Source organism: Thermohalobacter berrensis (assembly GCF_003609645.1).
In the GTDB taxonomy this organism is placed as follows: Bacteria; Bacillota; Clostridia; order Tissierellales; family Thermohalobacteraceae; genus Thermohalobacter; species Thermohalobacter berrensis.
Window position 1 is genome coordinate 60,975 of sequence record NZ_MCIB01000039.1, and the last position, 17,910, is coordinate 78,884.

The 17,910-nt window shown below is 30.2% G+C and carries 18 protein-coding genes; 1 reads left to right on the top strand and 17 read right to left on the bottom strand.

Annotated elements, in window-relative coordinates; all coding sequences use genetic code 11:
• Window positions 1-199: 199 nt before the first annotated feature.
• The 8 genes from BET03_RS12715 to BET03_RS12750 all read right to left on the bottom strand — a co-directional run bounded on the left by BET03_RS12715 (window position 200) and on the right by BET03_RS12750 (window position 9,814).
• Entirely contained in the window at window positions 200-1,708 is a 1,509-nt protein-coding gene (locus BET03_RS12715) for a sensor histidine kinase (protein WP_243096948.1), read from the bottom strand.
• Window positions 1,701-2,387 carry a response regulator gene (locus BET03_RS12720; RefSeq protein ID WP_479725449.1) on the bottom strand — a complete coding sequence of 229 codons (687 nt, stop codon included), beginning with the start codon at window positions 2,385-2,387 and terminating at the stop codon, window positions 1,701-1,703. Before BET03_RS12720 ends, BET03_RS12715 begins: the two co-directional genes overlap by 8 nt.
• 225 nt (window positions 2,388-2,612) lie before the next feature.
• Window positions 2,613-3,050 carry a DUF4342 domain-containing protein gene (locus BET03_RS12725; RefSeq protein WP_120170676.1) on the bottom strand — a complete coding sequence of 146 codons (438 nt, stop codon included), beginning with the start codon at window positions 3,048-3,050 and terminating at the stop codon, window positions 2,613-2,615.
• A gap of 161 nt (window positions 3,051-3,211) precedes the next feature.
• A complete protein-coding gene (locus BET03_RS12730; RefSeq protein ID WP_120170677.1) occupies window positions 3,212-4,087 on the bottom strand; it encodes an SDR family oxidoreductase in 876 nt (291 codons plus the stop codon).
• A gap of 143 nt (window positions 4,088-4,230) precedes the next feature.
• Window positions 4,231-5,112 (bottom strand): sulfurtransferase, encoded by an 882-nt coding sequence (locus BET03_RS12735; RefSeq protein ID WP_120170678.1) that lies wholly within the window; start codon window positions 5,110-5,112, stop codon window positions 4,231-4,233.
• A gap of 278 nt (window positions 5,113-5,390) precedes the next feature.
• Entirely contained in the window at window positions 5,391-6,101 is a 711-nt protein-coding gene (locus BET03_RS12740; RefSeq protein ID WP_120170679.1) for a TVP38/TMEM64 family protein, read from the bottom strand.
• A gap of 92 nt (window positions 6,102-6,193) precedes the next feature.
• Window positions 6,194-7,180, bottom strand: coding sequence for a sulfurtransferase (locus BET03_RS12745; RefSeq protein WP_120170680.1), 987 nt, complete (start codon window positions 7,178-7,180; stop codon window positions 6,194-6,196).
• 81 nt (window positions 7,181-7,261) lie between these two features.
• The gene (locus BET03_RS12750; RefSeq protein ID WP_120170681.1) at window positions 7,262-9,814 is read right to left on the bottom strand and encodes an FAD-dependent oxidoreductase; all 2,553 of its coding nucleotides are present in this window, start codon (window positions 9,812-9,814) and stop codon (window positions 7,262-7,264) included.
• Window positions 9,815-10,047: 233 nt separating this feature from the next.
• Between BET03_RS12750 and BET03_RS12755 the strand changes: the two genes are divergently transcribed.
• Complete coding sequence (locus BET03_RS12755; protein ID WP_120170682.1) at window positions 10,048-10,938, top strand: selenium metabolism-associated LysR family transcriptional regulator; 891 nt, start codon at window positions 10,048-10,050, stop codon at window positions 10,936-10,938.
• A gap of 77 nt (window positions 10,939-11,015) precedes the next feature.
• On the opposite strand, the gene BET03_RS12760 is transcribed toward BET03_RS12755, so the two are convergent.
• Genes BET03_RS12760 through BET03_RS12795 form a run of 9 tightly spaced genes read right to left on the bottom strand, consistent with a single transcriptional unit; the run spans window position 11,016 to window position 17,908 of the window.
• Window positions 11,016-12,020 carry a phosphotransferase gene (locus BET03_RS12760; protein WP_120170683.1) on the bottom strand — a complete coding sequence of 335 codons (1,005 nt, stop codon included), beginning with the start codon at window positions 12,018-12,020 and terminating at the stop codon, window positions 11,016-11,018.
• Window positions 11,995-12,702, bottom strand: a complete 708-nt coding sequence (locus tag BET03_RS12765; protein WP_120170684.1) for a TIGR04282 family arsenosugar biosynthesis glycosyltransferase — start codon at window positions 12,700-12,702, stop codon at window positions 11,995-11,997. The genes BET03_RS12760 and BET03_RS12765 overlap by 26 nt, the downstream gene beginning before the upstream one ends.
• Complete coding sequence (locus tag BET03_RS12770) at window positions 12,702-13,376, bottom strand: TIGR04283 family arsenosugar biosynthesis glycosyltransferase (RefSeq protein WP_120170685.1); 675 nt, start codon at window positions 13,374-13,376, stop codon at window positions 12,702-12,704. The genes BET03_RS12765 and BET03_RS12770 overlap by 1 nt, the downstream gene beginning before the upstream one ends.
• 27 nt (window positions 13,377-13,403) lie before the next feature.
• On the bottom strand, window positions 13,404-14,432 hold the full coding sequence (locus BET03_RS12775; RefSeq protein WP_120170686.1) for an ABC transporter ATP-binding protein: 1,029 nt from the start codon (window positions 14,430-14,432) through the stop codon (window positions 13,404-13,406).
• A gap of 13 nt (window positions 14,433-14,445) precedes the next feature.
• Entirely contained in the window at window positions 14,446-15,252 is an 807-nt protein-coding gene (locus BET03_RS12780; protein WP_120170687.1) for an ABC transporter permease, read from the bottom strand.
• A 5-nt stretch (window positions 15,253-15,257) separates the two neighbouring features.
• Window positions 15,258-16,121, bottom strand: coding sequence for an ABC transporter permease (locus BET03_RS12785; protein ID WP_120170688.1), 864 nt, complete (start codon window positions 16,119-16,121; stop codon window positions 15,258-15,260).
• A 3-nt stretch (window positions 16,122-16,124) separates the two neighbouring features.
• On the bottom strand, window positions 16,125-17,363 hold the full coding sequence (locus BET03_RS12790; RefSeq protein ID WP_120170717.1) for an ABC transporter substrate-binding protein: 1,239 nt from the start codon (window positions 17,361-17,363) through the stop codon (window positions 16,125-16,127).
• Window positions 17,364-17,388: 25 nt separating this feature from the next.
• A complete protein-coding gene (locus tag BET03_RS14010; protein WP_279230407.1) occupies window positions 17,389-17,541 on the bottom strand; it encodes a YeeE/YedE thiosulfate transporter family protein in 153 nt (50 codons plus the stop codon).
• On the bottom strand, window positions 17,507-17,908 hold the full coding sequence (locus BET03_RS12795) for a YeeE/YedE thiosulfate transporter family protein (RefSeq protein ID WP_279230408.1): 402 nt from the start codon (window positions 17,906-17,908) through the stop codon (window positions 17,507-17,509). Before BET03_RS12795 ends, BET03_RS14010 begins: the two co-directional genes overlap by 35 nt.
• Between the last annotated feature and the right edge of the window lie 2 nt (window positions 17,909-17,910).

Consider the following 17,910-nt stretch of genomic DNA (forward strand, 5'->3'; position numbering starts at 1 on the left):
AATTATCTTTATAGCATTACTAAAAACCAATCACTATCCCCTAACCACCAAAAACTGTTTTTACAAGTAACGGACATCTGCAACTTGCTTCTTAGGTATAGTAACGGTCCTCATAAGCTAGACCTCATTGATTAAGTAACAGACGTCCAAGCATTACCCTAAATCTAACAACTGAGAACCAAAAACTGAGAACTGTTTTTCATGCAATTGGTAAATATATAGTTACTTTAGTTCCAACTTTAACTTTACTCTTTACATCTACTACTCCTCTATGCTTATCTATTATTAATTTAGCAATAGATAGTCCTAATCCATTTCCACCACTTTTCTTAGTTCTAGATTTATCTGACCTATAAAATCTATCAAAAATATAAGGTAAATCTTCTTTAGGTATTCCAATACCTGTATCCCTTATTGTAATTTCTATATTTTTCTTCTTCCTTGAACAGGATATCTCTATTTCCCCATTTTCAGGGGTATATTTAACACTATTATCTACAAATATCCTTAATGCCTGTTTAATTAATTTCCTATCTCCACTAATGGAAGTCTTTTCATTTATATTACTTATTATTTCATGTTTAGTATCAATTAGTTTGGTTTCCTTTACAATTTCATCTATTAATTCATTAATCCAAAATTTCTCTTTTTCAAGCTTTAGTAAATTATTATCATTTCTAGCTAAAAATAAAAGTTTTTCTACTAGGTCTTTCATATTTTCCGACTCACCTTTAATTGCCTGTATTGATTCCTCTAATACTTCTTTATCATCTTTACCCCATCTATCTAATAAATTAGCATATCCCTGTATAACTGATATTGGTGTTCTAAGCTCATGGGATGCATCGGAAACAAACTGTTTTTGTTTTTCATAGGAACTCTGTATTCTATCAATCATTTCATTAAATGTTTGTGCTAATTCCTTTAATTCGTCCTTAGACCCCTTTACATCAAGGCGAGTATCTAAGTTTTGTACTGTAATATCCTTTACAGTTTTTGTCATAACCTCAACTGGTCTAAGCATCCTTTTACTAACCTTTGAACCTGTTAAAAGGGTTACAATAACAGCAATGCTGTTTGTGATTAATAATGCTATAAATAGTACTGATATATATAAATTCTCCCTAGATAAGTCCTTTATTATCTCAACATGTAAAGTCTTATTATTTAAAATAATTTCTTCTCTTAAGGACAAATTTTCTTTATTAAGTATATCATTAGACAGGGAATTATTATTAAACTGTAAAAGATTATCCTCAAAACCTTTATTAGAGTAAATCAACTCATTATCATCATCTAAAATATTAATTACTATATTCCTACGTTTGGCTATATTCTCTATTTCATTCTTAGGAATACTTGAATTATCAATTATATTATTACTTACAACTTCAATATCTTCATTAAGGTCAAATTCAGCTTGTTTTATTAGAAAAAATTTAAATCCAATTAAAATACCCATACTAGAGACTAATAATAAAAGTGTAAATATAAAAGCATACACTACTGTTATTTTAAATGAAATAGAAAATCGAAATAATCTTTTTATTCTTTCGATTATATTCCCTAGGATACTTTTTACAAAGCCAAATATATTGTTTATGTTTTTAATAAAAAGCCATATAACTTTCCATAATAGTTTTGTAATAAATATCACTAATCCCCCTAGTTTTCTTATAATCATAAAAAAAGATCCTAATTTATTCATCTTTTATTTGGTAACCCACCCCTCGAACAGTATGTATAAACTTTTTATTATATTTTTGGTCAATCTTACTCCTTAAATAGCGTATGTATACATCTACTAAATTGGTGTCACCGGCATACTCATATCCCCATACTTCCTCTAAGATTTTATCCCTTGATAACACAATATTTTTATTTTTTAAGAGATATTTTAATAAGTCAAATTCCCTTTTAGTCAAATTTATTGGTTCATCCTTATAGGTTACAAGGTGTTTTTCTAAATCTAATTTTAAATCTTCTATTGATAAAACCTTGGAATTTTCATTAATTTTACCTCTTTTCCTTTTTAGTGCTACCCTTATACGTGCTAATAATTCTTCGATTGCAAATGGTTTAGTAACATAATCATCTGCCCCTATATCTAAACCCATTACCTTATCCATAGTTGAATCTTTGGCAGTAAGCATTATTATAGGAACTTCCGAGGATTGGCGAATCCGTCTACAAACCTCCATACCATTTAATCCTGGTAACATTACATCTAATATAATCAAATCTATATTATCTTCTAAGGCTTTTTTTAAGCCCTCTCTACCATCATGGGCCTTTTCAACTAAATATCCTTCATATTGAAGCTCTAATTCTAAAAATCTAGCTATTTTCTCCTCATCTTCAACTAAAAGTATTTTTGGTGGCATCAAATAATCCCCCTTTTAAGGCACTCTTTATTAAATTATAACTTATAATTAAGTGAATAAAAAAGTCTTCAATTTTAATAAAAGATTCTAAAGGTTGACTTTTTTGAAACACATAACGCAAATTATATTTTATCCACAATTTTTATTTGTTTATAATTTCCTATGTGTTATAAAAAACATATTAAATAAAACCTACATATTAATATGTAGGTTTTATTTATACTATCATTATTCTGTTTTATTTTGTTCATCATTTGTAGAAGATGACATATTATCAAATATTTTATTTACTTCTATTACTTTACCGCTTTCCTTTTCAAAACTTATACTATGTTTTGTTAATAGAGCGATTATAAGACCTGCGATTACAAATGGTGTTGCAAAAATTGTAATTAAAATGGCTATAGTAAGTGGTAGCTTTATTATATTTTTTCCTTCTTTCTTAATTGTAAATTTCATTTTGTTACCTTTATCTATAACTTTTTTGACCTTGTTAAAAAATTTCTTTCTATCTTCCTTCTTATCCTTAATCTTGTTTTTGTTTTCTAGATAAACAAGTGCCTCTACCACATCATTATTACATTTTTCTAATGCCTCTTTGGCCTCATTATAGCTAACCTTTGCCCTTTCTCTTATTAAATCAATTTGCTCTAAATTAATTGACATTTTTATCCCCCCGGAAAATTTATTTTTTACTATAGTTATATTATAGACTTCAAGGATTAAAACATTCTTAATGAAAGATTAGAATTTGATTAAAAAAAGCAGCCTTTTTTGGCTGCTCTCTATGGGACAAATTATTTAAGTTATGCAAATCAGAACCTTTCCTATATTTTAAAGTTAAATTCTCTCATTGCCCTTTTTATGCTATCTTGGGATGTATTAATATTAATACCAAATGATTTAATTTTGTTATAGGATAATCTTAAATCTCTAATTTTATCTTTATATTTTTCTTCATCTTTAATAATTATTTTTTCTATTCTTTTATCTGAAATACCCATCTCCTTCAACATAAAAACTGCTGTTTCATATGTACTTTTCTCATTAGTTGACCCAAAGTGATATATCCCATATGGCAAATTGAAAATTCTTTCTAGATTATTTATCAAATCATATACATATGTTATACCTCTATATTCATTTGCAGCAACGCTAATTGGCTTATCTAAAATTAATGCATTTATAACCTTCCAAAAAAGATTTGGATTATTAGAAGTCATTCTTTCTGGTAATCCAAACATCCAACTTAATCTTAATATCCACAATTCATTTAACTCTTTTACCATTAATTCTTCAGCTTTTAATTTGGTTTCTCCATATACTGTATTAGGTAGAGCTTTATCTTCCTCACTATAGGGACCTTCATTAGTATTTCCATTAAATACTTGTTCACTACTAAAAAACAGAACCTTTGCCCCTGTTTCATTGGCTATTTTAGCAATATTGACCGATGCTTCAACATTCACTTTATAAGCTAATTCAATATTATTTTCACAGGCATTTGTTGAAGATATTGCAGCACTATGTACTATAATATCAGGTTTAATTTCTTTTATTATTTCCTCCGCCTTTTTAAAATTAGTTATGTCTAATTCTTTGCGAGTAAGTGGATAGATATCAAATTTAGTTTTATACTCTTTATTTATCCTAGAACTTATAAATCCATTTGCACCAATTAAAAGTAATTTTTCCTTTCCCATAAATATCCCCTTTCATATTTGATTTAAAAATAACTTTTTTGGATTCGACAAATTTTTTAAGTTATGCAAATCAGAACCGTCCCGGTTTTTCAGTTTTTAAAAAAAGAATCTGCCTAATGGCAGATTCCCATATTATTTTACTATTATTTTACTATTTTTTCACCTGATTTTGAATACTCTAACCATGAACCATCATAATTTTTAACATTGTCATATCCTAATAATTGAGTTAATACGAAGAAAGTATGAGCTGATCTTACTGCACTCTTACAGTGTGGCATAATTGCCTCTTTGTCAGCAGTAACTCCCTTTCCCTCATAAATGTTCTTTAATTCTTCTGCACTCTTGAATGTTCCGTCTTCTTTTAATGCATTAGTCCACTCAATCCATGCAGCTCCTGGTATATGTCCATCATTCCATTCTTTTTCTGAACGAGTATCTAATACAAGTAAGTTTTCATTATCATAGCTCTTCTTAATTAATTCTAAGTCTGCGATTAAATCTTTGTTAGCCTCTTTTGCTTTATATTCAGCAGCTTCTGCTTCTTTAGCTGATGCTTCAGTATCATATCCTGCTGCTTTCCATGCATCTAATCCACCATCTAACAGTCTTACATCTTCATGTCCATAAACCTTCATTACCCACCATAAACGTGCTGCCCAAAGTTCATTTTTGTCATCATAAATAACTACAGTATCATCATTTTTTATACCTGCATTACCTAATACTTTTTCTATTTGTTCCTTATCAGCTATCATTCCAGGAACTCCATTCTTTTCTGTAGCTATATCCTTTCTAGCAATCTTTACTGCTCCTGGTATGTAGCCGCCAGGTAATTTTGCATCTCTAAAGTCAACAGCTACAACCTCATCATTATCTATCATTTCCTTTAATTCTTGAGCTGTAACAATGCTTTCAGGATGAGCATATCCCTTTTCATTAGCTGTTTTTTGGGAATCTGTACCACTTGGCTCTGTACTAGAGCAGCCTGTTAATACAGAGACCATAGATAAAACTAAAACCATTACAAAAATTAATCCTTTTTTGCATTAAACATAAATAAATTTCCCCCTTCTAATAAAAAATTAACAAACAATCTAGAATAAATTATATCACAATTCCATCTTTTTTCAATATTGTGTAAAATATACATTATTTTCTGACATTTCAAACTTTATTATATTTTCTTATATGTTATATTTTTTACTTTAATATTATGTACCATTATAGATATGGAAACAACTGGAACAGACAGCTGTTCCAGTGTTTATAGCTTTAATTTAAGAATACAATAGATTTATCCTTATTTTAATTCTTCCATATTAATACCTTTTTTCTTAGCTATATATTTTGGTATTAATGATATTAAGAATAAGATTATACCTGCTAATGCAAATTTAACTAATAATCCTGTTGAAAAGCCGTTAGTTACTATCTCACCAGCCATATATGCATATATGAATGCCCCTGGTGCCATACAAATTAGTGATACAATGAAATATGTGCTTAATTTAATTTTAGTTAATCCATAGGCATAGTTTTGGAAAGAGAATGGGAATACAGGAACTAAACGAGTTAAGATTAAGAAACTTGTTCCGTTTTTCTCAACTCCATCATCTATCTTTTTAAACATTTCATTTTGACCAATTTTTTCTTCTATCATACCTCTAGCCACATACTTAGCAACTAAAAATGCTGCTGTAGCTCCTAAAGTTGCTCCCATTAATGATACAATTCCTCCTGATATAGGGCCAAATGCAATTCCTGCAATTATAGTAAGCATTGATCCTGGAAGCATGAATACACATGATGCTATGAATACTAAGATAAAAACAAGATATCCCCAAATTCCAAAGGATTTAAAAAATGCCTGCATAGCCTCTACATCTTGAATCTTTTCAACTAGACCTGTTTTCCAAGCCACGAAAAAACCTAAACCTATTATTAATACTGCAGCTATTAGTTTAGTTACATTACTATTTTTACTTTGTTCAGCTTGCTTTCCATTAGCCATTAGGTTTACACCTCCCTAAATATCGTACCATCTATACTTTAATATATATTGAAAATATAGGGAGGGATATTCCCTCCCTCTTTACTTTAAAACTACTTAGCTTCACCTGTTTCTAGTGGTAGATCTTCATGATAGCTCCATTCTATCCAAGAACCATCATAGTTTTTAACATTTTCATATCCTAATAATTGAGTTAATACAAAAGTAGTATGTGCTGATCTTACCGCTGATTGACAATAAGGAATTATAGTCTTGTCAGGAGTTATACCCTTTGCTTCATATATCTTTCTTAATTCCTCTACAGTTTTAAATGTCTTATCTTCACCTTCTGCTACATTAATAGCTTCTTTATATTCTATCCAAACACTTCCTGGAATTCTACCTTTTCTATAAGCACCTTTCTTTAATGTTTCTCCTGTAAATTCTTCTATTGAACGAGTATCTAATATTACTACATTTGGATCTTCCATAGCCTTCTTAACATCTTCTAAAGTAGCTAATTTGCTTAAGTCTGTTTCTCCTTTAAATTTATATTCTTTAGCAGTTACTTCTGGTTCATCAATTGTTAATTCAAATCCAGCTGCTTTCCATCCATCAATTCCACCATCAATTAAAGCTACTTTGTCATGTCCATACATATCTAATTGCCACCAGAATCTAGCTGCATCATAGTCACCTTTACCATCATAAAGTAGTATGAATGTCTCGTTGTCGATTCCTAGACTTCCTAGTAATTCTTCCATTTTTTCTTTGCTACATCTCATACCACCAAAAGGATATTCTCCTTCATCTGCACTATAGTCTGGTCTCCATACATTTACTGCTTCTGGTATATGTCCTAATATATATTGTGCTGATCTTCTAATATCAATAATTGCTACATTGTCTTCGTTTTCAATAATCTCCTTTGCCTTAACAGCACTAACAATTACTTCTTGATTAGCATATTCATCATATTTTTGTTCTTGTTTTTCAAGTTCAGATGATGATTTTACATCTGGACCTTGATTTGTATACCATACTATTCCACCAATTAAAGCAATTACAACTACTAAAGCTACGATTCCAAACTTTTTCACTTAAAATCCCTCCTGTTTTTAATGTTAATTTTGTGTCAAATCTATCCATAAAAAGAGGAAAACTCCTCTTTTTATGCTATGTTATACTTTTTTAATAGCTCTCTTAGACTTATACCTATTTACCCAGCTCTTAACTGGACTTGATGGTACTCCAGGGAATTCAGACTTTGAATTCCATGGTCCTCCAAATATTAAATCTAAGATATGAAGTGCTTTTTTACCACCCTTAACCATAGATTCTCTACATGCAGCACAGTAAGCTACCATGTAATCTGATTTTACTTCAGCAGTTCTTCTCTTCATAACTCTAAGAGCTAACTCAGGATTTGCTGGAACTACCATTCCACCAAAGCCACAACATCTTGTATTTTCTTTTGTATGAGGTGGTTCTTCATACTTATAACCAAGTTCATTTATAATCCATCTTATTCCATCGTGAATCTCTTTTCTATCTCTAGTTGAGCATGAATCATGAACAGCAAATACTATATCACTATCTTTTCCTATACCTCTTACCTCTTCAGGTAGACCTATTTCAGGTAATACTTCCCAAAGTGATCTTACTCTTTGGTTAGGACTATATTCTGATATAGTTAGATAACATGATTGACATGCAACTATTATTTCCTCTGCACCAAGTCTATCTATTTCTGCTTGTAATTGTGCATATCTTTCTTTAAATTTATCTACTTGACCTAGAGCCTTAGTTGGTTTACCACAACATTTTAGTATTGCACCTGTTCCAGGCATTTTCTTTTGTAAGTATTCTAATACTTTACCAACTGCTTCAGGGTTGTATGATGGTAAACTACATCCTGGTATAAATACCCTTTTTGCTTTACCTGATTTATTTGCGGCTTTAGTTATGTTAAATAGTTTAGAATATCCTAGTGCCTGGTGCACTTCTATTGCATTATGTCCCTTCATTGGAGATTTTCCGTTATTAGCCTTAATCATTTCTTTTCTTATATCCATAAACCTAGCTTTAATTGGGAAATCCTTAGGACATTCTAAAGTACATTGACTACACATATTACATGAATAAGGTATTTTAGGATTTATTTCTCCTGTTTCAAGAATCTCTTCAAATAGGTCTTTAGGACATTCACAGAAGTCGTTTAACATTTCACATTCCTTCATACAAAGCTTACATTCACATTGTAGACATCTTGAAGCTTCTTCTTTAGCCTGTTCTTCTGTAAATCCTAAATCCACCTCAGTAAAGCTCTTAACTCTCTCTTTTGGATCTACCTTCCTTGTTTCAACCCTTGGTAAGTCTTCTTCTCCTTCTACATCCTTCTCTAACCAAGTTTCATAAGTACCTTCAAATTCTCTATCTTTATACATATCTTCGCCTTTTAAGAATCTATCTACAGAAGTAGCAGCCTTTCTACCTTCTGCCATAGCCTCTATTGCAATAACTGACCTACCACTTGCATCTCCTGCTACAAAAACATTGTCTATTTTAGTCTGTAATGTAACAGGGTCTACTTTAAATCTTCCTCCTCTTTGAGTCTCTAACTGACCTTCAGCTACAAAGGAATTATCTACACCTTGACCAACTGCAAATATAACATTATCTACATCTAAAAGTTTCTTATTATTTTCATCATACTGTGGATTAAAGTTACCATCTTTATCAAAAATTGATGTACATTTCTTTATTTCAATTCCTGATACCTTGCCATCTTTTCCTATAATTTGATTTGTTCCGAAACTATCATGTACTGTTACTCCTTCTTCTTCAGCCTCTTCAACCTCCCAGTCGTGGGCAGGCATGTTTTCTTTATCCTCTAGACAAATAAGATGTACTTCTTCTGCTCCTACTCTTCTTGCACTTCTTGCAACATCTATTGCAACATTTCCTCCACCAATTACTGCTATCTTCTTTCCTATGTTAAATTTTCTTGTTAAGCTAACTTCTCTTAAGAACTCTACTGCATGGTGAACACCTTCAAGGTCATGTCCAGGTACTGGTATTATTACTCCTTTGTGTGCACCAACTGCTATAATTACTGCATCATGTTCTTTTCTTAATTGGTCAAAGGAAATATCCTTTCCAACCTCTACACCTAGTTTAAATTCAACTCCTAACTTTTCAAGAAGGCTATATTCAAAGTCAATTATATTTCTTGGTAGCCTATATTCAGGAATACCTACCCTCATCATACCACCAACAACTGGTAATCTTTCATAAATTGTTACTTTATATCCTTTTCTTCTTAAGTCTAATGCTGCCTGTGCTCCTGCAGGCCCTGCACCTATTACTGCAACTTTTTTATTTTTCTCATCTTCTGTATCTAATTGCCAAAGATTCTCATTATCATAGTTATCAGCGACAAACCTTTTCAAAGCAGCAATTGCCATAGGTTGTCTAAAGGCTTCTTCTCTTTTACATTTTTCTTCACATGGATGAGCACATATTCTTCCTAATGTAGCTGGTATAAATAGTTTTTCTCTTATTAGTTTAATTGCTTCTTCATATTTTCCTTCAGATATTAGATTTACATATCCCTTTACATCAGTGTGCATTGGACATGTAGCTTCACAATATGGTGGAGCATCGCCCATACAATTATCAACAATTTCTTGCATCTTTTCTAGGACTTCTTTGGGATAAGTTATCTTTTCCATCAGTTGACCCCCTTTATCTTAACAGGATATTAACATCCTTAACATAATTGTTAATTTCTTTACAATTTAATTATAATATAAAAGAATGTTTTTAAATAATAAGTATTACTTATGATATATAATAATCCTTTATTGAAAGTGAAAAAAATAACAATATTCTAATGTATACAAAAAAAAAACTAAGACATATGTTATAATAATATTATTAATAACTAATATCAAAAGGTGATGCTATGAACCTACAATATTTAAAGGCTTTTTTTGTTACTGTAAAAGTTAATAGTATTTCTAAGGCTGCAAAAATCCTTCACTTAACACAACCAGGATTAAGTATGCAAATCCAATCTTTAGAAAAGGAATTACAAGTAAACCTTCTTAAAAGGAGTAATAAAGGGGTTGAATTAACTGAAGCAGGGAAAATAGTATTTGATTATGCCAATACTATACTTTCACTACAGGAAAACATCGAAAGGGATTTAGAAAATTTGAAAACTGAAAAGAAACAGCTTTTAATAGGCTCCTGTAAAGCTTTAGGAGAATATGCCCTTCCCTGTAGTATATATGTTTTTAAACAGGATAATAAGGATTTAGATATAAACTTAGAAATTAGTAATACTGATGAGGTAGTTGAAAACCTTTTAGATAGAACTGTTAATATAGGACTTATAAACGACAAAGTTAATAATAAAGAGTTAAAGGTTGAAAAGATTACCTCAGACAAGCTATTGCTTGTAACCTCTCTTCCTGTTGTTAAGGATAAAATTTCTATTGATGAAATTACTAAACTGCCCCTTATTTTTAGAGAAAAAGGATCAGGAACTAGGAGAAATATTTTAAAGACATTAAAAAAACATAATATTACCTATGAAGACTTAAATATTGTGTATCTATTAAACTCCATGGAGGCAATAAAAACTTCAGTTATTTCAGGTAAAGGTATCTCATTTATTCCTGAACTAAGTATTAAGAGGGAATTAAGGGATAAGACCCTTAAGGTAATTGAAATAGAAGGCCTTGATATAGTTACTAATTTCTACCTTGCTTACAGAAAAGATCATGATCTAACCCCACATGAGGTTGAATTTATTAACTTTATTAAATCACCAAATAGAGGTTTTTGCTAAAAAAAGCTGATGGATTTTATATCCATCAGCTTTCTTTTATTATCCTAAGCTAAGGGCTGAATATATTCAGCCCTAAACTAAAAATATTCCTTTAGTAATTCATTCATAAAATCTAAATCTAAGTACTCTTCTATTTTCCTAAATGTATCCATATTCTTAATCTCTTTATCTGGTCTCTGATACTCTAGCCATGCATAAGCACACCATGATAGGGCCCTTAAGAGTAAATATGGCATATATAAGTGTACCCTTTCCCTAATATCTTTATGTTCTCCTTTAAGCTCTTTTTCATACTCTTTATAAAAGTCTTCTTTTTCTTCCTCTGACAATACATAATTTCTCTTCCATAGGGTAGTTGTTTTAGCTAAAAATTGTGTAAGGTCCTGACAAGGATCACTTATTACAGGCTTTTCCCAGTCAATTAAATAACTTTTATCTTTACCTATAATAAAATTGTGAGAATTAACCTCTGTATTATTTATCACATGCCACTTATTTTCTTTAAAATATTTCTCCTTATGTCTATTATCTTCTGCCCATTTAAGGAATTTTATAAAGAACTTTTTTAGTTCCTTATCCACTTTTGGTGATTCAAGATAATTTGTAAGTAATCTCTTTCCTTCATTAATTCTATCAGTAAATATATTTTCTTCTACTATAAAATTAGATATATCTATTTTTTCTAAATTTATTGAATGAATATTAGCAAATATTTTAGCAGCCTTCTTAAGGTCTTTACTATATTCTAAGGGTCTTCCCTCTAGGAATTCCATAACTAAAATCCCATAATCAAAATAATCTTTAGTATCATCTACGAAATAAACATCTGGAGTTACACCACTTACTTTAAGCCTTTTTAAAGCTTCATATTCATATCTTATCTGATTTTGAAGCTCAAGCTGACTTCCTGTATTCACTCTAAAAACATATTTTTTGTTTCCATTATCAACTGTAAAGTTAATATTATATTCTCCCTGTGCCAAAAATGAAACATTAAAGTTATTTCCAAGCTTCAAAATACTATTTACCTTATCTTGTTTTAAATAATCAGCTATTTTATCCCTTAATGTATCTCTTAACATACTTAAAATCACCCCAATTATTCTTTAGAAATTTAATTGTATTTTCAGGGTAAATTCCTTTTTTAAATTCTCTATTATTTATCCTTTTATTAAAGCTTATTAAATCATCCTTTGTATCAATATCTCTATGTTTATTTAATAAATCCACTTTTAATCCTAGGCTATTTGCAATATCAACGGTACCCTCAAGTACAGTTTTATTACCCCATTTTAAATTTCCAGTAAACAATTCCTTGTATATTCTCTTCATTCCAACAAAATAATAGCCACCATCAAAGGTTGGTCCTATGACAATATCACTTTTCTCTAGCTTTTTGAAGGAATCTTTTATCTCTTCATAATGTATATCAGGTATATCTGAACCCATAAGACATACCTTTGAATAACCCTTATTAAATATATGTTTAAATGCATTTAGCATCTTTTCTCCTAAATCATGTCCATTTTGAGGAAAACACTCTATATAATCAGGTACAATATCTTTCATTAAGTCAAAAGAATCCTCTGGAGTATAAGTAAGGTATATATCAATATCATTTTTTATATAGTCAAACATATTAAATAAGTCCTTAAGAAAACATCTATGAATTTCAGCACATTCTTCAGCTGTAAGAATCTCCATAAGTCTAGTCTTTGTTTTACCGGGAATAGGAACCCTTGTCATTAAGATAAAAGCTTCCATCATCTAGCCTCCCTATAAATTTTACTCAACCTAGAAGGGGGTACTCCTAATAAATATAATACTTTAATTTTATGCATTAATAGTAATGTTTTAAGGGGTCCTCCTTTTTTAAATCGTCTAGCTGATGTACCTATAGGAACTTCTAATATTTTTATTTTTCCTTCCTTAGACAATCTTCTTGAAAACTCCCAATCTTCCATTATATCTATTTCTGGATATCCTCCTAATTTATTGAAAATGTCTCTTTTTACGAAAATTCCTTGGTCACCAAAAAATAGTTTTAAATATTTTGCCCTCCAGTTTGAGGTTATTGATACAAATTTCATAAAAGCTGTATTATAATCGGAAAAGTAAAGTGAAAATCCCCCTCCAATACATCCGTTACTTACTGTTTTTTCTATCTCTTTTAATGAACTTTTATCTAATATTGAATCTGAATGCACAAACCATAATATATCTCCCTTTGCCTCTTTAGCACCCTTATTCATTTGGTATGCTCTACCTTTTCTACTCTTTATAACCTTAGCATATTTAGATGCAATTTCCACAGTCTTATCTCTACTTCCACCATCTACAACTATAATCTCTTTTTCGCCCTCTAATCTGTTAAGGCCTTCTAAAACCCTTTCTATGCTTTTTTCCTCATTTAATACTGGAACTATTATAGATATCATAATACCACCTTATAAAAATAAAAATTATTATTCTTCTTTGAAAAACACTGCATCATTAAAATCTATTTTTACAGATACCATATCACCAACATTATAGTTTTTATTAAACTTAGTTATACACTTAATCTCTACATCATTAATTAAAATATTATAATACATTCTATCTCCTGCAAATTTCTTTTTCTTTATTTTGCCTAAAAGACCTGTATCTACATCTTTAGAAAAAATCTCAATTTCTTCAGGCCTTATCATTGCCTTTCCTTTAGAAAATTTATTAAATGTAGTTTTAAAATTGCCTATTCTTGACTTAAATATATTGTTTTCTATTGTTCCCTTTATATAATTTTTCTCTCCAAAAAAATCTGCCACATCTTTGGTAGCTGGTTTTTTATATATTTCTTCAGGTGAACCAAACTGCCTTATTTTACCTTCTAACATTACTGCAACCTTATCAGAGGTCATTAAAGCCTCTTCCCTATCATGTGTAACTAAAATTGTAGTTATCTTTAGCTGTTTTTGTAATTCACATACAAATTCCCTCATGTTTTCTCTTAATCTTCCATCTAAATTTGAAAAAGGTTCGTCTAAAAGTAATACCTTAGGTTCTACTGCTATTGCCCTTGCTAGGGCTACCCTCTGCTTTTGTCCTCCTGAAAGTTCTCTAGGATATTTTTTTTCATGTCCATTTAATCTTACCAAATTTATCATTTCTTTAACCTTTTTATCCCTTACTTTTTTATCCACTTTAGCCATTTTAAGTCCAAAACCTATATTTTCCTCTACTGTCATATGGGGAAATAAAAGATAGTCTTGAAAAACTATTACTGTCTCCCTTTTTTCTACTGGAACAGCTAATACAGATTTATTATTTAAAAGTACATCTCCATTGTCTGGATAAATAAGTCCAGTAATAATCTTTAAGGTAGTAGTTTTACCACAACCTGATGGACCTAGAAGGGATACCATTTCTCCTTCCTCAACGACCAAGTTGATATTATCTAATATAATCTTATTATCAAACTTTTTAGTTATATTTTTTAGCTCAAGTCTTGACATCTCTACATTCTCCTTATATATAGAAGTAGTTTTCTGCTTTATAGTAAGCCTTAACTGTTTTTTCAATTACTACAAACAATACCAAAGATGTTAGTATAAAGATCAAGCTATATACTGAAGCCATCATTCTGTCTCCACTTTGTATATATGGGAACATTAACATAAAAAATGTAACTATTTTTCCTCCACCGATTAAAAAGGTAGTAAAATATTGACTAAAAGAGACGATAAAAATTAAACTACCAGCAGATACTAACCCTGGTGAAATCATAGGTAAAGTTATATAAAAAAAGGTCTTATAGGGATTTGCCCCTAAAACCCTTGCTTGCATCTCCATTGATTCTCCTATTATCTCAAATACATTAGTAAGTATCCGTACTCCATAGGGTATACAAGGTATAATATGCATTAATACAACTCCTAAAAATGTATTTGCCAAACCTAAACGTATAAATGTAACATGTATACCCATACTTACAGCAACTGGAGGTACAATTATAGGAGCAAGAATTAATAGCTTAAATAATCTCTTTCCTTTAAATTTATATAAACCTAAGGCTTTAGCTGCTGGAATACTTATAAAAAGAGTTATTATTGTAACTACTGATGAAAGCCATACACTAAATAACAATGTTTTTAACGACTTACTAGTTGGACTAAAAACATATTTTATTGCCCTTAGACCAAATGCTTTTGGTACTATATTAGGCCAAGGCCAATTTTTTGTAAAACTCCAAACAAATAAAATTACTAAAGGAAAAAGTAGTAAAAATATTATTGAATACATAATAACCGTAAAAAATAAGCTTCTTTTTTTCATTTTTTTCACCCATCATATTTAGATATTAATTTAAAACTTTTATGATAAAGCCACACCAATATTATAGAAATAAATGTAAGACTCATATTTATAACCATTGAATAGGGTCTATGTGTTAAATCAGGATTATTATACTCAATATAGGCTTTAACAGGTAATGCCTTTGGAGCAGTAGGTCCAAGAAGATATGGAACCTCAAATGCGCCAAAAGAGAATGCAAATATTATTATAAAAGCAGAAAAAACCGATGGCATAATCAAAGGAAGTAAAATATGAAAAAAGACTTGTCTTTTATTTGCACCTAAATTTAGTGCAACTTCTGAAAGTTTATCGTTTATATTACTCAATATAGTATATACTACCATAGCTATGAAGGGAATTTCCTTCCAAACATAGGCTAAAATTATACCAATTCCCCTATTATCAAATATTAACGAAGGAAATTCTGACTGACTACTTATTATCCCCATATTGTATAGTATTCTTGGAAGTATCCCACTTTGAGATAAAACATTATACATAAGTAGTGCAGCAACAGCATGGGGTACAATTATAGGGAGTTTATATACAATCTGTTCCATTCTTTCCTTTTTATTGCTTCGTAAGATTGAATAGGCTAATAAAATACCAACAATAATTGCAATTATAGATGATGTAAATGAAATATAAAGACTAAAGCTTAATGAAGATAAAAAGCTTTTATCTGTTAAAACTTCTTTATAATACTTTAATGTTATATCCTTTAGTCCTACTACTGGAAAATAACCTAAGCTCTGGATTAGTGCCATGACTAATCCAGAGACAAATATACCTAAAATCACCAACATTACTGGTAATAGTAGAACATAAGGTTTTAGATTTCTTTTCACTTATTATTCACCCTTTGCAGGTATGTTTTCCATCCAAATTTCCTCTATTATAGGAATTAAATTAGCTGGCATTTCTGGCAATCTATGTTCTAAAAGTACATCTTGACGAATAGCCCCTTCTCCTATTTTTATTTTACTGAAAACTTCTTTTTCTTCTTCATTTAGCTTATCATTATCTAATACTGGTAAGTCTCCCCAATTATTAGGGTCATATTTAGAAGCCTGTGCTTCAACACTTAATATGAAATTGATAACGGCTAAAGCACCTGCTTTATTAGGAGCATTATGTGGTATTGCTAAAAAGTGAGTATTACCTATTGTACCTTTATCAAAAACAAATGAACTAGCAGTTTCAGGGAACTCTCCCGTTTGTTTTTTACTTACTACATGATTAGGATTATAACTCATTGTCATTACTACTTCTTTATCTGCAAACATATTATCCAATTGAGCTATTGTAGCAGGATAAGTTTTTCCTTCCTTCCATAAATAAGGTTTTAATTGTTTAAAGTAATCAATAGCTGGTTTTATGGCTTCTTCTACTACTTCTTTTTTAGGTTCCATATCTAAAAACTGTTCATATCCTACAATATCATAAATTATATTTCTTACAAAGGCACTTCCTGTAAAATCTGGTGGCGCTGGATAAGTAAATTCACCTGGGTTGTTTTTAACAAACTGGAGTAATTCTTCATGATTTACAGGCACTTTATCTACCCTTGCCTTATCATGTATCATTACAAATTGTGCCTTTCCATAAGGAGCTTCATACCCTTCAACTTGGAATCCAAAGTCATATTTTACTTCCACTGAATCCTTATCAATATATTTGTTGAAATTTGGTAGTTTATCTGTAAATGGTCCAAAAAGTAAATCGTTCTCCTTTGCAGTAAAGAAGTTCTCACCATTTATCCATACTACATCAATAGTTCCTTCTTTAACTTCCATCTGTTTTTCATTTAGCATAATGTTTAATATTGAGTCTATATCCATTCCAACTCTATTTAAGGTAATATCATACTCTTCCTTTAGCCTTTTAGCTAAATAATTATCAATCCAACTATTAGTCATTTGGCTGCCACCCCAGCCATAGAAATTAACCTTTGTACCCTTAGCTTCTTTTAGAATTGTTTCCCAATCTTTTTCTAATACACTTGCTTGTTGTTTAGTCTGTTGATTTCCACAGGCAGCCAAGTTTAATGCTAAAACTAGTGTTAATAAAATTACAGCTAATCTTTTCATAATATTTCCTCCTTCAAAATAATATTTAAAGAATATATTTAAATAATATTTTTGAACCAATCCATGCACCTACAAACATAAAAATTCCAAAGACCCATCCATGTAAAGATAGAGATGGTATTGCACTAAAGTAACCTCCTACATTACATCCAAATGCCAATCTTGAACCGTAACCCATCAATATTCCACCTAAAAGGCCGAAAAATAATTGCTTTTTTATTTTTTATCTTTTTTATAGTAAATTCAGATGATAGTAAAGATGCTATTAGTGCTCCTAAAATTACAGCTATATTTAAAAAAGTATAATAATTTATTATAAAGTTTTCTCCCTTAGCAAAATCGGCTTGATACTGTTGAAAATAGTACCAGCTTGATACATCTATTCCTATAGATTCAAAAAAATGTGCACCCCAATATAAAAAGCCTGTTGTAACCTTCCATGGTATACCAGTTTTAGCTATTAATATTATGTTTAGTATACTAAGAAGAATTCCTCCAATTAAATATGGCCAAGGTTTTTTCATAATTTTATTATAAAGTTTCAATA

What these genes read in the sequence shown, in the direction of transcription:
- BET03_RS12715 (WP_243096948.1), bottom strand. Translation starts at nt 1,708, where the DNA reads ATGAATAAATTAGGATCTTTTTTTATGATTATAAGAAAACTAGGGGGA.
- BET03_RS12725 (WP_120170676.1), bottom strand. Translation starts at nt 3,050, where the DNA reads ATGTCAATTAATTTAGAGCAAATTGATTTAATAAGAGAAAGGGCAAAG.
- BET03_RS12730 (WP_120170677.1), bottom strand. Translation starts at nt 4,087, where the DNA reads ATGGGAAAGGAAAAATTACTTTTAATTGGTGCAAATGGATTTATAAGT.
- BET03_RS12735 (WP_120170678.1), bottom strand. Translation starts at nt 5,112, where the DNA reads ATGGTTTTAGTTTTATCTATGGTCTCTGTATTAACAGGCTGCTCTAGT.
- BET03_RS12740 (WP_120170679.1), bottom strand. Translation starts at nt 6,101, where the DNA reads ATGGCTAATGGAAAGCAAGCTGAACAAAGTAAAAATAGTAATGTAACT.
- BET03_RS12750 (WP_120170681.1), bottom strand. Translation starts at nt 9,814, where the DNA reads ATGGAAAAGATAACTTATCCCAAAGAAGTCCTAGAAAAGATGCAAGAA.
- BET03_RS12755 (WP_120170682.1), top strand. Translation starts at nt 10,048, where the DNA reads ATGAACCTACAATATTTAAAGGCTTTTTTTGTTACTGTAAAAGTTAAT.
- BET03_RS12760 (WP_120170683.1), bottom strand. Translation starts at nt 12,020, where the DNA reads ATGTTAAGAGATACATTAAGGGATAAAATAGCTGATTATTTAAAACAA.
- BET03_RS12765 (WP_120170684.1), bottom strand. Translation starts at nt 12,702, where the DNA reads ATGGAAGCTTTTATCTTAATGACAAGGGTTCCTATTCCCGGTAAAACA.
- BET03_RS12770 (WP_120170685.1), bottom strand. Translation starts at nt 13,376, where the DNA reads ATGATATCTATAATAGTTCCAGTATTAAATGAGGAAAAAAGCATAGAA.
- BET03_RS12775 (WP_120170686.1), bottom strand. Translation starts at nt 14,432, where the DNA reads ATGTCAAGACTTGAGCTAAAAAATATAACTAAAAAGTTTGATAATAAG.
- BET03_RS12780 (WP_120170687.1), bottom strand. Translation starts at nt 15,252, where the DNA reads ATGAAAAAAAGAAGCTTATTTTTTACGGTTATTATGTATTCAATAATA.
- BET03_RS12790 (WP_120170717.1), bottom strand. Translation starts at nt 17,363, where the DNA reads ATGAAAAGATTAGCTGTAATTTTATTAACACTAGTTTTAGCATTAAAC.
- BET03_RS14010 (WP_279230407.1), bottom strand. Translation starts at nt 17,541, where the DNA reads ATGGGTTACGGTTCAAGATTGGCATTTGGATGTAATGTAGGAGGTTAC.